Source organism: Mariniphaga sediminis, from assembly GCF_003573545.1.
Classification (GTDB): domain Bacteria; phylum Bacteroidota; class Bacteroidia; order Bacteroidales; family Prolixibacteraceae; genus Mariniphaga; species Mariniphaga sediminis.
Window position 1 is genome coordinate 71,612 of sequence record NZ_QWET01000013.1, and the last position, 13,160, is coordinate 84,771.

Consider the following 13,160-nt stretch of genomic DNA (forward strand, 5'->3'; position numbering starts at 1 on the left):
GTTTAAAAAGAAAAACCCAGTTTAAACCCAATAGGAACAACCCAGGGTTCAGCATTGTATCTTTCAACTCCCTGGTTGAACCTGCCGTTTCCTTCTGCCTGATAAGCCCTTTCCGGATCAACTCCCATTTCAGAATCTTTCGTCCACAAAATAATATTGCGGCTGTATAATGAAAGATTTATATCCTGCATACCCAGTTTCTGCGAGAACTTTTGAGGTACCATATAAGTTAATGATACTTCCCTTAGCTTCACATAATCTGCATCAAACAGGTTGGCTTCACCTATATCCCATGGATAGCTCACCACATAAGGCAAAAACACAGTGCCTTCACCTCCCAGGTTTTCCTGTTCCAAAATAAATTTCCCGTTTTCATCGTGGTAGCCAATTACCCCCGGAGCAAAAGTTCCGTCGTAAACAGTCACTCCACTGAAACTTTCCGGAAATCCTCCAAACTCAGGGGTAGGTCCTCCAACTGGTCTTAAATCATCGCCCAGTAACAATTGTTCTTTGTTGGCAAGAACCCAGTCACGCAATGCACCGCTGGCAGCGCCGCCCAAATCTCCCGGATGAACCAGTCCGTCGAGCCATACTTTTGACATGGAATCTTCAGATAAATATCGGAATGACTGAGACACGTACTGACCTCCAGATCGCCAGTCAAAAGTCATGTTTAAAGTAAAATTTTTGTATGTCAGGGAAGATTGTAGTCCCATAATAAAATCGGGGTTATAGTTTCCTACTTTGGAATATTCATCTTCCCCCTGCCATTCGGCGTCAAGTCCACTTCCAAGTATTGGAAATCCATAATACTCTGAATCAGGGTCAGTTACCCGCATCACCTTCCGGGAGTATAAATTACCTACACGTCCGTCATGATAAATATCATCAGAAGTATTCATGAGACCATCAGGGCCAGCACTATTCCCTTTTACATAACCTATATTTCTAACTCTTGCCTGATCCCAGAATTCAACAAACTCCAATTCTTCTGATAATTCCAGTATCCTTGTGTCATTTTTCGTAAAATTAAGATTGAGGTCCCATTTCCAGTCCCTTGTTCTTACAGGAGTCAATCCTATCATAAATTCCAAGCCTTTGCTTTGCAACAATCCCGCATTTATATTAATACTGCTAAAACCTGTTGATCCTGCAAGAGGAACATAAAATATCTGGTTCCGGTTGTCGATGGTATAATATGTTCCTTCAAACCGTAGCCTATTTGAAAACAATCTGATATCTGTTCCAATTTCCCATGACGTTGCTATCTCCGGCTTAAGGTTAGGACTAAGCAGCCCACTAGCTTTTGCTAACCTGACTGCGTCACCCCACTGGCCTGCATCACCGTAGGTTGCTTCTAACCTGTATGGGTTTGTATCGTTTCCTGCCTGAGCCCATCCTCCTCTAATTTTTAACATATCAACCCGGTCTCCCAGATTTAAGATCTGATCGGCCATTAAACTTAGCGATGCTGAAGGATAAAAGAAAGAACGTTTACTTGCAACAAGAGTACTCGCCCAATCATTTCTGGCTGTCAGGTCTATATAAGCAATTTCTTTCCAGGCCAGGTTTGCCAAGGCATATAGACTATTCATTTGTCTTTGGCTTTTGTAACTGGAGTAAACCAAAGATCCTGAACTAATATTTCCTACAGTGAACAGGTTGGGTACACTCAACCCTGACCCCGACTTGGAAGAATTACTTACACTTTGCGATTTCGCATAACGGACATTTCCTCCGGCCGATGTTGTTAAAGCGAAGCCATTCCAGGAATCTTCATAAGTAAACAAAAAATCCATATTACGTTCCAGGCTAACCGAGCTAACAATTCCATAAGCACCGTTGTTGGGCTCTTTCGTATAGCCGGGAGCTATTTTGGTCTCACGTACGTCGTCTGTTTTATTCAGTACCATGCGTCCCATCAAGCTTAATTTGGACGATATCTCCCAGGTGGCCATTATATTGCCATATACCCTGTAACGGTCAAAACTATTGTTTACATCGTTAGCAAGAAAATACGGGTTTTCGTGTCCCCCCGAAACACGTTTTATATCGTTGCCCGAACCGTAGTCCTTTAATTTTGTGATATCAATATTGGAAGGATGAGAATAGACCCATTGCAGTGGATTTGTTCCCCGGTTGGAAGCGGGTCTGTTATCAGCCCAGCTATTGGTAAAGTTGATATCAGAGCTAATGGTAAGATTTTTTCGTGGGGTTGAAGAAGCAGACAACGACAAACTGTTTTTGTTGAGATCGGAATTGGGAATCAACCCATTGTGAACCATGTTTGTAACCCCCAACCGGTAATTAACAGCTGATGAACTGCTTGAAATTGAAGCCCCGTTGGTTGTGGTAAAAGCATAATCGTTAATAAAATTTCTGAAATTGTTGGGATAAGAAACAACTTCCGTAGGAACACGCACTCCATTAGCATCTAAAGGAGAATCCCATTGTACAGCCCAATAGCCTTTGTCATTTTCCGGCCCGGCCCCTGTTCCTTCAATAGGATTTATTTCCGGCAACACACCACCTCCCACATTTTCAGGGCGATACGAGAAAAAACCGGATGCAAATTGGGTATGTACTCCCAGAAATCGAACCGGGAAGTCCATAACGGTATTGGAAGTAACTGATACCTTTAATCCTCCCTCTTGTGCTTTTTTAGTAGTAATGAGCACGACCCCGTTCCCCGCACGGGAGCCGTATAAGGCGGTAGCATTCGGGCCTTTAAGGACAGAAACACTTTCAATACTTTCCGGATCGAGGTCGGCAATCGCGTTTCCATAATCCACACGGTTATCAGATCCAAAACCACCCACATTGTTTACGGTATTAGACATGGGCACACCATCCACCACAAAAAGGGGCTGGTTATCATTACTTATTGAGGTAGCTCCCCGAATAACCATATTTACAGAAGAACCAGCTCCCCCCGTTGAACTGATGGTTACCCCGGAAACTTTTCCTGCCATAGAATTTAATACATTTTCCTGGGCAACTCTGGTTAACTCTTCACCGCTGACTTTTCCTACAGAAAACCCCAGTGATTTTTCTTCGCGTTTTATCCCCAAGGCGGTAACAACCACTTCTTCCAAGGCTTCAATACTTACCTCCATTACAATATTGATAGTACTTCTGCCCTGCACAGCAACTTCTTGCGTTTTAAATCCGATAAAAGAAAAAACCAGTGTTGCATCATTCGCTACTTTTAGGTTGTAATTTCCATCCATATTGGTAACAGTACCCGCTGCGGCACCTTTAACTGCTACGCTGACTCCGGGAAGGGTAAGTCCATCCTCAGCAGAGGTTACCGTTCCTGTTACATTTATTGTCTCCTGGGCAATGGCATCAACAGCAAAAAGGTTGATGAGTATTCCCAACGACAATATACAGGCGAAAATTCGGCCATTTATATGTATTACTTTTTTTATTTTCATAATGAATAAATTTAAAACAGGTTTCAATTAACGACGTCGAAACTGAGTACCAGGGCATTCGTGTTTATGCCAATAATCTGGACAGGATCTGAGCCTGCTGCCATAAACATTATTAATTGCATGCGTGAATCGGAAATGGATTTTACTATTACTTTACGCTGAAAATCGCGGAATCCGATAAACTCTGTACCCGAAAAATCCAATGTCATCACATTATTGAAAGTGAGAGAATAGGTGGGTGGGCTATAAACAGAAGACACCGTAAAGTCTTCATTTTCAGAAAAAGTAAACGTAGCTCCGGTTTGAGGAGTGTATTTTGCAATACAAAGTCCATAGTCCTTTCCATTTGCATTGACAACATTATCATAACTTCCTCCGCTTAATACCAATTCGTATACGAGACCACCAAAAGAAGCGCCATCTTCTTTTACATCATGCTCATAGCTGCCGTCATAGTGAAAGGTAAACTCGTCCTTGTAAACATCACCCATTGCAAACTGAGCACTGAATATTCCATCAGATAACGGTTTTGGAGTACCCTCTACAACACTTAAGTCAGCATCAGCATTGGCAAAGTAATCTCCTGCCGCAACATGACCAGATGTCAGCTTCCAGGTTTTTCCGTTGTAACCATCGGCGGTATGATCGCCGGTCAGCAGTGCATAGGGTGTAAGTTCAATGGCCAGGTTCACTTCTTTGGCAACCGAATTTCCGGCACCATCACTGGCCGTTAATGAGGCCACATAATAACCGCCTTCCTCGTAAACATGGACCGGATTTTTTTCTGTACTGGTGTTTCCGTCACCAAAATTCCACGTCCAGTTTTCAGCGCTGTGGGTGAGTGCAGTAAATGCTACCTGTTTTCCGGCAATACTGTGAAAAATTTCCGCGGAAAGAGGGAAAGTCGGTCGGGATTCATCTTCTTTACATGACGATAACACACACATCGTCAGAATAGAAAAGATCAAGATCAAAAATTTTAGTTTTCGTTTCATAGTTCAAATTATTGGTTAATCTTCTACTTATTTACGCATTCTTCAATAGAATGTTAAAATATTTTAAAACAAATATCTGTCAACGGCTACAGAACTTCATTCTCATCGGCTACAAACATCCGTGTACTTATAGAATAAATGTCGCCGTTTTTATCGGGATACAAAAGGTCAATGTAAAATGCTCGGAACCCGGATTCGGGATAACTAAGGGTAACTTCAACCACGCTGTTTTCTCCTTTTGGCAAGTCTTTTTTTATGAACTCGTTATCCCTGAAATCCCGGTCATCCGAATCTACAGTCCATAAAACCACACCCGCAAGTTCTTCTTCCGAAGCATTGACATGCAGGAGAATTTCGCGCCCGTTTTCTTTAATTTCCCAGCTACATTCAGGGTATCCTTTCCTTTCAAGTGTTTCACCGAAAAAAGCACTCAAAGCCTGAACAGCCTGCTTCTTATCTCCCAGACCATGGCCTGCGTTGGGAACATAATGAAGGTAATTTTCACCGGGAATTTGATCTAAATAATTTTTAACTGCATCTACAGGCCAATATTCATCGTTGGTCCCGTTAAAGATTAGTTTGGGCATGGTCAATTTTTTCCGGTAAGAATACGGATCGATCATAGTTGTAATTTCCTGCCCGTCGGGAGTATTCACATCCTGTGCTATTCCCAGCCTTACATAATCTGCAATCTGAATACTGTAATCCCCCCATGCTTTCACATGATAATCAATATTCACGGGCATGTTCAGCATGTCGATCACCATTGGGGCAATGGCTTCCACGCGTGGATCGCTGGCGCCGGTGAGCCAGGTGGTCCATCCCCTTTTCGATGCTCCGGAAACCACAAACCTGTTAATTTCGTGCTTTAAGGTCTGCGACGAAAATTCCTGAACAGCATCCATTGCCCGGACAGCGCTTTTTACCATCGGGAACAACAGTGGCCAGGTCAAGTCTTTATCATTCCTGTAGTTGTGGAGGGTTAAAGAAATAATCTCATCTTCGGTAAGATCATCAAAAAGTGGCTGGTTCGGGACCTGGAAAACCACGACTACCAAAGCATTGTTCTTTTGTGCGACCATTCCCATCATCTGAATGGTGCCATCGTCTGGTTTTTTCCAGTTTGGCATTTCATTTTTGTTACTTCCTCCCGTAATAAAGAGGAGCGCGCCATCGTAATCAATTTTCTCCGGCACAATTACCGCAACCTGATGCTTCCAGGTATATTCCCGCCATTTTTGGGAAGTCACCATCAGGTTGTAAACTTTTAGTCCGTTTTGTTCATAAGAATCGGCCAGTTCCCATTCAAACGATTTGTCGTTGTTTGCCAGGTAGGATTCCAAAGCTGTTTCCGGTGTTACAGCCCGGTTAGACGAACAACCCCACATCAGGGAGAGAACCAGCAATAGAATTACTGAGAGTTTAATAGTTCTGTTCATAGGTATTCTTTTAAAGTGAATTCTGTTGCTTGATACCAAATATATACAGAATACCTGTTCTTTTCTTGTTGAAAATTGTTTTTTTTACATGGAATTTTAACACAAAAGAAAAGATGGAGTAGTAAAAATACTTTTCGTGGTTAAAAAGTAATTATTCTTTCTGCACTTACTACCGGCATTTCATTTAAATCCTGCAGGGCATTAATCAGGCCTACTTTGGAGTATTTGGGAAGATTTTCCAATGTTATTCTGCACTCAAAAATTTTCTTTTCATGAAGCAACCGGGCTCTTTGAGTACCGGGCAAAAGCGGCGTATCGGGCGTCCACCAGCGTAATCCGTCAAAAAATACCACATTGGCAGTAAAACTGTCCGTAACACACCCGTTTTTTACAATCAGGATATCGTCGCAATCTCCCCGCTGCGCAAATAATTCCTCCAGCAATCTCCGGTCAGTATATTTGAAATCATAATTAACTGAAGAGTCTTTTACTAACCTCAAACTATCAACCGGTCGGTACTGATGCGGCAGAAACTCAATCTTTTCAATTTTGCCCGCATAAATCACTCTGCAACGAAAAAGGCCATTTTTACACTTATTTGGGATTTTAAGGATTTCTTCGAGGTGTATTGTATCTTTCAAACCATAATAATTCCTTCGGGCCTGGTCGAAACGAGCCTGGTGAAACGGAAGATTAAACAGTTTTCCGTCTTTACATTTGATCGTCTCAAGCAATAGGGACATACACCTTCTTTTTCATTTCTTCATACTCGGTTTCCGCATGGCTCATAAACGTGATACCGCCACCGCTTTTGTAAACCAGGTGTCCGTCCTGATTCTCCAAAAAACGAATCAGCACACAACTGTCCAGGTTTTTCCCGTCAAATACTCCAAAAACACCCGTATAGTAACCTCTTTCGTAGTTTTCAGCTTTTTGTATAATTTCCACTGTTTTTTTCTTCGGAGCTCCGGACACAGACCCTGCAGGTAACATCGCAAACAGGATATCGCCAATTCTAGAGGCGTAGTTTTCCGGCAAAGCCCCTGTGATTTCAGAACTTACCTGCCACAAATCTTTTTGGGCGGTATGAATTCGTTCCAGGTACCTAAACCTTTCCACGGTAACATTTTCAGCCACCAGACTCAGGTCATTACGAATCAAATCAACTATCGTATTGTGTTCTGCCAGTTCCTTCGAATCGGAAAGAATCAGCTCCTCGGCTTTTTCCGTTTCCGCATCAATGGTCCCTTTCATGGGAAACGATGCAATTTTTCCGTTTTTAATTTTCACAAAGGATTCCGGAGAGAAACAGACAAATTGATTCTCCAGCAAGATTTTGTATGGTGCTTCACTGAGGTAAAAAATTTCTTCCAGGGACAGGTTGGTTTCAACCGGTGTGGGTTGGGTAAAATTTAACAAGTAGGTGTCTCCCTTATGGATATGTTCCAGGACTACGTCAAATCCTTTTTTATATGTTTCAAAGGTGACAGGATACGAATTCCACTGCTTCAATTCAGGTGTTTCCGGGGGATGAACAAAATTAATAGTACCTGGTGTTTCCCATTTTATTTTTCCCCTGGCTTCTTTCCATGAAAAAATCAGCGGTTGCTCCATTAGAAAATCAATCAAAAAAACAAAAGGTTCTCTCTGACTTCCAAAGAGATTCATCTGTTCTTGTATGGTTTTCCCTTTTTTCATGAGCGTCCAAAGGTAAAAAAAATTGATTCACCATGACTGTGAAGAAAGTATGACTTTCCGGCAAAACAACAGGGTACAAAAACAACCAGCCCCCTCTATCTCAAAGTCGCGATTGTTGGGATACCCGGTTCAGGAAACAAAAAAATTTTAAACTATTGAAGTAATCTCCCGTTTATTACAGAAAGAAAAGACAATTCATAACTTCATTATTTTAGGATGAAAAAAGTAGGACTCGTATTACTTTTTGTGGGCCTGATCGGGTTACTGTATTTTGGGTACCAGGCTATTCAGGATTCCGAAAGTTTTAATGTTTTGGGGGTGGATGTGGCTGTTAGCAAAGCAGACTGGACACCCGTTATTTTTAGTGGCGCTATTACTCTTTTGGGAATAATCCTGGCCCTTGCGAGGAAAAAGCGCTAATTTTTCTCCATTTTTGGTCTCATACAGGTTTACCTTATTATTCGAACCAAAGGTTGAACCCTCTGCAGGGGTCGTCTCACACCTACCTCACTACAACGGGTTTTACCCGTAGCTATTCAAAATAATTGTTTAATCCCTTTCGGGATAAAGAAGTGTCCGAAGGACATAAATAAAAATAGCGCCGTGCGAAACTCGGGAAAGGCAATTCGGTGTAAAGATGCAACCCCGGATTGGGTTAATTTTCTGACAATCAGCTAATATTAACTCTTGAATAGTTTCCAGGTAGTTCAACTTTGCTCAAAGGCTGTACAAAAAGGCACATAAAAAAAAGAGGAACTCTTTAGTCCCTCTTTCTGAAAATACTGCAAAATCAAATGTGCGGATTGCCACCCCTGCCCGATGAACAGGCAGGCACACCTCCGCAGCCTCTTTATATGCCTTTCGCGTTCCTGTCCAACTGTTCTTCTTCGGTAAAGTCGTTTTCAGGGGAGTACCCCGCCAACGGAAGAATACGTTCATGAATGGCATCTACAATCCATTCCGGCTGAGGGAAGAAGTAATCTTCCAGCTCGTGGGCCGGTGTAATCCAGTTGCGGGATCCTACTACTACCGGCGGAGCATCGAGGTAATCGAAGGCCAGTTCGGTAATATTCGAAGCCAAATCACGCATAAATGAACCGCGCGCTGAAGCGTCGCCTGAAATAACAATCCGTCCGGTTTTTTTGATTGATTCGATGACCGTGTCGTAATTAAACGGCACCAACGATCGGGCGTCTATAACTTCGGCAGAAAGGTTATATTTTTCTTCTAAAATTTTAGCGGCATCCATTGCCCGGTAAAGTGTAGCGCCAATTGTAAGAATGGTCACATCACTACCTGCTTTTTTAACATCGGGCTCGCCAATCGGAATTTCGTAGTACCCTTCCGGTACCCCCTCTTCGTGGAACATTTCGCCAATGTCGTAAATTCGCTGGCTTTCAAAGAATACTACCGGATCGGTTCCCTGCAAAGCAGCATTCATCAACCCTTTAGCATCGTAGGGCGAAGCCGGGAATACCACTTTTAACCCCGGAATGTGTGCGGCAAGTGCTGTCCAGTCCTGCGAGTGCTGTGCTCCGTACTTGGAGCCTACCGAAACCCGGATAACCACCGGCATTTTCAATACATTTCCACTCATGGCCTGCCATTTCGGGAGTTGGTTAAATACTTCATCGCCGGCCCGTCCGAGGAAGTCGCAATACATAATTTCGGGAATTACACGACCGCCACACATGGCGTAACCGATTGCGGTACCTACAATGGCTCCCTCCGAAATGGGCGAGTTGAAAAGACGGTGGTAAGGCAATGCTTCGGTAAGGCCGCGGTAAACGGCAAATGCACCACCCCAGTCACGGTTTTCTTCCCCGTAGGCTATCAATGTAGGATCTTTGTAAAACCTATCCACAATAGCTTCAAAAATTCCGTCGCGCAAGGCATAGGTTTTTATTTTAGAATGCGGTTTTCCGTTCGCGTCAAACATGAACCGCTCTTTTTTGGTAAGCTGTTGTACCCTTGGATTCTCTTCCATTGGATGATTCACTTCGGGCTCACGATCTTCCATCCTGTCAACCGATTGGTCGCTAAACATCATTTCGCCAATCAGGTTCGGATATTTTTTCATATCCATGCGCGGCGAAACATCATCGTCGATAGCCAACTTCAGTGTTGAAGTAATTAAACTTTCCGTTTCACTTTTAATCTGTTCCAATTCTTCTTTGGTGGCAATTCCGGCATTTACCAGCTCATTGCCAAACCACACGATAGAATCCTGGCTTTCCCAGGCTTCCACTTCCTCTTTCGAACGGTACGAAGAAGCATCGGAAGGAGAATGCCCGCTGTATCTGTAGGTCAGTACATCAAGAAGCACCGGACCACGTTTTTCATCTATAATTTTTTTCTTGCGACGGTAAGCGTCGATAACAGCCAGTGGGTTGTACCCATCCACGCGCTCGGCATGCATCTGGTCTTTATTCAAACCGGCGCCGATGCGGGCTGCCACTTCATACCCCATGGTTTCCCCACATGTTTGGCCACCCATTCCATACTGGTTGTTTACAATATTGATAATAAGCGGTAGTCCGCCTTTCATATCATCGTCCCACAAGGTTCTGAACTGATCCATGGTGGCGAATGTCAATCCTTCCCAAACAGGGCCGCACCCCATGGAAGCATCGCCGATGTTAGCCACTACAATTCCTTTTTTGCGGTTCACTTTTTTGAACAGCGCAGCCCCCACTGAGATATCGCCTGAGCCCCCCACAATGGCATTATTGGGATAAACGCCAAACGGTGTAAAAAAGGCATGCATAGAACCGCCAAGTCCTTTATTAAATCCTGTTTCGCGCGCAAAAACTTCTGCCAGTGTTCCGTAAAGCAAAAACTTTACTGCCAGCTCTTTGGTTGTGCCGGTGTGCCCTGCTTTCACCGGTGCCAGCGTGACCCCGTCAAAATGGGTTTCCATGATTTTTTCCAGCGTTTCATCGTCGAGCTTTGCAATGGCCGACAAACCTTTGGCCAGAATTTCGCCGTGACTGCGGTGCGATCCAAAAATAAAGTCCTCCACATCAAGGGTGTAGGCCATACCCACTGCCGCAGCTTCCTGTCCGATGGAAAGGTGGGCAGGGCCGGGATGATTGTATGGGACCTCGTTGTATTCACCCCTTGTTTTAATGAGGTTCAACATGGTTTCAAACTCACGGATTACCACCATGTCATTAAATATGCGCAGAAAATCTTCCTTTGTAAAGTTTTCCTTTTCCTGCTCAATTGTTTTATTGTATTGGTTTACCGGAATGGGATTAAATTCCAGTTGTTTTGATTTCCTGACCTCGTCAGGATTTATGAATTGATTTTTAGGCATTATTTAAACTTTTAACATTCAACTTTAAACGGATAAGTTCTCAATCTGATCTTTAATCTCCGCAAGGAAGCGGGTAGCTTCACCGCCGTCGAGGGCCTGGTGATCGTAAGTGAGCGACAGTCCTATCATGGGGACAAAAGCGTAAACGCCATCCTCAATTTGCTTCGGACGCGGAATAATGGTACAAACGCCCAAAATAGCCGTTTGCGGCAGGTTAATGACCGGTGTAAATATTTCGACACCGTAGTTCCCCAGATTTGAAACCGTAAAGGTAGCGGCTTCCGGGCTCAACAGGTCTGGATTAACGTTTCCATTCCGGGCCTGTGTAGCCAATTGTTGCAGTTGGTAAGAAAGTCCGGTTATGGAAAGATCATCGGCATTTTGAAGCGCCGGAACCATTAATCCGCGTTCAGTATCCACCGCCAATCCGAGATGCACTTTCTTAAACCATTTCATTTTGTCGCCCAGGTAATGTGTATTTACCTGCGGAAACTTCTCCAGCGCACGAATAACAGCAAAACAGACCAAATCGTTGATTGTTACATTCTGGGAAACATTTCCATCGGCGTATTCTTTCTTATATTTCTTGCGTAATTTTAAAATCTGCCGGGCATCAGCGCTAAGATGGTGTGTAAGCTGTGCCGAATTTTGCAGTGACTGATGCATAGCTGAAGCAATCAGCTTGCGAATGTTCGGAATGGATTTTACTTCGAAATCCGCACCGGTTTGCAACACTTTCGGGGCAGCAGGTTTTACAGCCGGTTGAACTGGTTCCGGTGTTGCTGCCTTTGGTGTTGCTACCACTTCGCCAGCCTTTTGTGCCGCTACTTCCACATCGCGCGCAATAATGCGGCCACGCGGCCCGGAACCTTTCAGCGACTGAACATTCACGCCCATCTTTTCCGCCATGTTCTTTGCCAGCGGAGAAATACGGATACGCCTTTCTTCATCCGTTTCTTCCACATCGAATTCAATTACTTTGGACGATTCTTCATCCTTTTTTTCCTGCTCCGGCTCATCTTCCTTAACTACCGAAGCACCTTCATTTCCTGGAGCAAACTCATCTGTACTCTCTCCTTCTTTCCCAATAACCGCTACATTGGTAAGCACCGGCACTTCATCTCCCTCTTCAAAGAAGGCAGCCAGCAAAATACCATCGGCTTTGGCCTCTTCTTCAAAAGAGGCTTTGTCGGTTTCATAAGAAAAAAGCAAATCGCCTTCACTCACTTCCTCCCCCACCGACTTGTACCATTGTCCCATTATACATGATTCAACAGATTGGCCCTGGCGGGGCATTAATACGGGTATTGCCATTTTTTTTAAATTATTTTAATCAACTTGTTAATACAAATATGCTCAATTAGATTCTCAGTTATTGCAAATCTATCAATCATTATTTATTCTAAAATACCTATTAAATATAAGGTATTTAAATTATCAGTTTCAAATAATGATTTTGGACGGTGTAAAAGTAAAAATAATAACTTGTAAATACAAGTTGTCGTAATATTTTAAATTATTTTTTAACTTTGAGGCATGATGGAAAACGTACCACAATACAGAAAGCTATACGAACTGCTTCGGAAACACATTCTTTCCGGGGTATATGAAGAAGGAAGTTTACTCCCTTCTGAAAATGAATTGTGCGCCGTTCACGGCATGACCCGTCCTACTGTTCGGCATGCACTTGACACGTTGGTTAAAGACGGCCTCATTCTGAAAAAGCAGGGAAAAGGAAGTATTGTGCGGAAACCCCCTCAAAATATAGGCATTTTGTCTATTTCAGGAACTGCCTCAGCCATCGGAGTCCGCTACCTAAAAACGGATATTCTGCAAAAACCTGAAATCAGACAATGGCCCGAAACATTTGCTTTTAACTTATCGGAAGTCGAAAAAGAATCAGGATGTATTTTTATGGAACGGCTCCGGTATGTAGACGGCAAACCGGTTTTTTACGACATCAACCACCTTCCGAACATGAACCTGCCACGATTTACCAGCCGGTCATTTGAGAACAAGTCACTTTTCGAAGTGTTACGTAAACATTACCAGGTAACCATCCTGGGCGGCGAACAGCAATTGAAAGCCATTATTCCCGACAAAAAAATCAGGACGTTACTGCGGCTAAAAAACGGGCAGCCTGTACTTTACATCAAACGAAAACTATTCACGAACAAGGAAGGGTTTAACATCTATTCCACCATCTATTTTAATTCGGAAACACACACCATTTTCGGTTCATTCTAATTTTCCTGTCAAAAATTTTTGTCTC

9 protein-coding genes are annotated in these 13,160 nt (G+C 43.3%); 2 read left to right on the forward strand and 7 right to left on the reverse strand.

What is annotated here, in order from left to right; genetic code table 11:
- Positions 1–2: 2 nt before the first annotated feature.
- The 5 genes from D1164_RS16235 to D1164_RS16255 all read right to left on the reverse strand — a co-directional run bounded on the left by D1164_RS16235 (position 3) and on the right by D1164_RS16255 (position 7,539).
- Positions 3–3,437, reverse strand: coding sequence for a SusC/RagA family TonB-linked outer membrane protein (locus tag D1164_RS16235; protein ID WP_119350943.1), 3,435 nt, complete (start codon positions 3,435–3,437; stop codon positions 3–5).
- A gap of 23 nt (positions 3,438–3,460) precedes the next feature.
- Positions 3,461–4,432 carry a PKD domain-containing protein gene (locus D1164_RS16240; RefSeq protein ID WP_119350944.1) on the reverse strand — a complete coding sequence of 324 codons (972 nt, stop codon included), beginning with the start codon at positions 4,430–4,432 and terminating at the stop codon, positions 3,461–3,463.
- A gap of 86 nt (positions 4,433–4,518) precedes the next feature.
- Positions 4,519–5,871 (reverse strand): PhoPQ-activated pathogenicity-related family protein, encoded by a 1,353-nt coding sequence (locus D1164_RS16245; RefSeq protein WP_119350945.1) that lies wholly within the window; start codon positions 5,869–5,871, stop codon positions 4,519–4,521.
- Between the two features lie 140 nt (positions 5,872–6,011).
- A complete protein-coding gene (locus D1164_RS16250; RefSeq protein WP_119350946.1) occupies positions 6,012–6,614 on the reverse strand; it encodes an aminotransferase class IV family protein in 603 nt (200 codons plus the stop codon).
- The gene (locus D1164_RS16255; protein ID WP_206611037.1) at positions 6,598–7,539 is read right to left on the reverse strand and encodes an aminodeoxychorismate synthase component I; all 942 of its coding nucleotides are present in this window, start codon (positions 7,537–7,539) and stop codon (positions 6,598–6,600) included. The genes D1164_RS16250 and D1164_RS16255 overlap by 17 nt, the downstream gene beginning before the upstream one ends.
- Positions 7,540–7,785: 246 nt before the next feature.
- Here D1164_RS16255 and D1164_RS16260 point away from each other — a divergent pair, with 246 nt between their 5' ends.
- Positions 7,786–7,989 carry a transglycosylase gene (locus D1164_RS16260; protein WP_119350948.1) on the forward strand — a complete coding sequence of 68 codons (204 nt, stop codon included), beginning with the start codon at positions 7,786–7,788 and terminating at the stop codon, positions 7,987–7,989.
- Between the two features lie 430 nt (positions 7,990–8,419).
- Here the strand turns inward: D1164_RS16260 and D1164_RS16265 are convergent, their stop codons facing one another.
- Positions 8,420–10,888: an alpha-ketoacid dehydrogenase subunit alpha/beta gene (locus D1164_RS16265; RefSeq protein WP_119350949.1), complete on the reverse strand. Its 2,469-nt coding sequence runs from the start codon at positions 10,886–10,888 to the stop codon at positions 8,420–8,422.
- A gap of 24 nt (positions 10,889–10,912) precedes the next feature.
- On the reverse strand, positions 10,913–12,202 hold the full coding sequence (locus D1164_RS16270; RefSeq protein WP_119350950.1) for a dihydrolipoamide acetyltransferase family protein: 1,290 nt from the start codon (positions 12,200–12,202) through the stop codon (positions 10,913–10,915).
- 222 nt (positions 12,203–12,424) lie between these two features.
- Here D1164_RS16270 and D1164_RS16275 point away from each other — a divergent pair, with 222 nt between their 5' ends.
- The gene (locus D1164_RS16275; protein ID WP_241558293.1) at positions 12,425–13,135 is read left to right on the forward strand and encodes a GntR family transcriptional regulator; all 711 of its coding nucleotides are present in this window, start codon (positions 12,425–12,427) and stop codon (positions 13,133–13,135) included.
- Positions 13,136–13,160: the final 25 nt, after the last annotated feature.

What these genes read in the sequence shown, in the direction of transcription:
- D1164_RS16235 (WP_119350943.1), bottom strand. Translation starts at nt 3,437, where the DNA reads ATGAAAATAAAAAAAGTAATACATATAAATGGCCGAATTTTCGCCTGT.
- D1164_RS16240 (WP_119350944.1), bottom strand. Translation starts at nt 4,432, where the DNA reads ATGAAACGAAAACTAAAATTTTTGATCTTGATCTTTTCTATTCTGACG.
- D1164_RS16245 (WP_119350945.1), bottom strand. Translation starts at nt 5,871, where the DNA reads ATGAACAGAACTATTAAACTCTCAGTAATTCTATTGCTGGTTCTCTCC.
- D1164_RS16250 (WP_119350946.1), bottom strand. Translation starts at nt 6,614, where the DNA reads ATGTCCCTATTGCTTGAGACGATCAAATGTAAAGACGGAAAACTGTTT.
- D1164_RS16255 (WP_206611037.1), bottom strand. Translation starts at nt 7,539, where the DNA reads ATGAATCTCTTTGGAAGTCAGAGAGAACCTTTTGTTTTTTTGATTGAT.
- D1164_RS16260 (WP_119350948.1), top strand. Translation starts at nt 7,786, where the DNA reads ATGAAAAAAGTAGGACTCGTATTACTTTTTGTGGGCCTGATCGGGTTA.
- D1164_RS16265 (WP_119350949.1), bottom strand. Translation starts at nt 10,888, where the DNA reads ATGCCTAAAAATCAATTCATAAATCCTGACGAGGTCAGGAAATCAAAA.
- D1164_RS16270 (WP_119350950.1), bottom strand. Translation starts at nt 12,202, where the DNA reads ATGGCAATACCCGTATTAATGCCCCGCCAGGGCCAATCTGTTGAATCA.
- D1164_RS16275 (WP_241558293.1), top strand. Translation starts at nt 12,425, where the DNA reads ATGATGGAAAACGTACCACAATACAGAAAGCTATACGAACTGCTTCGG.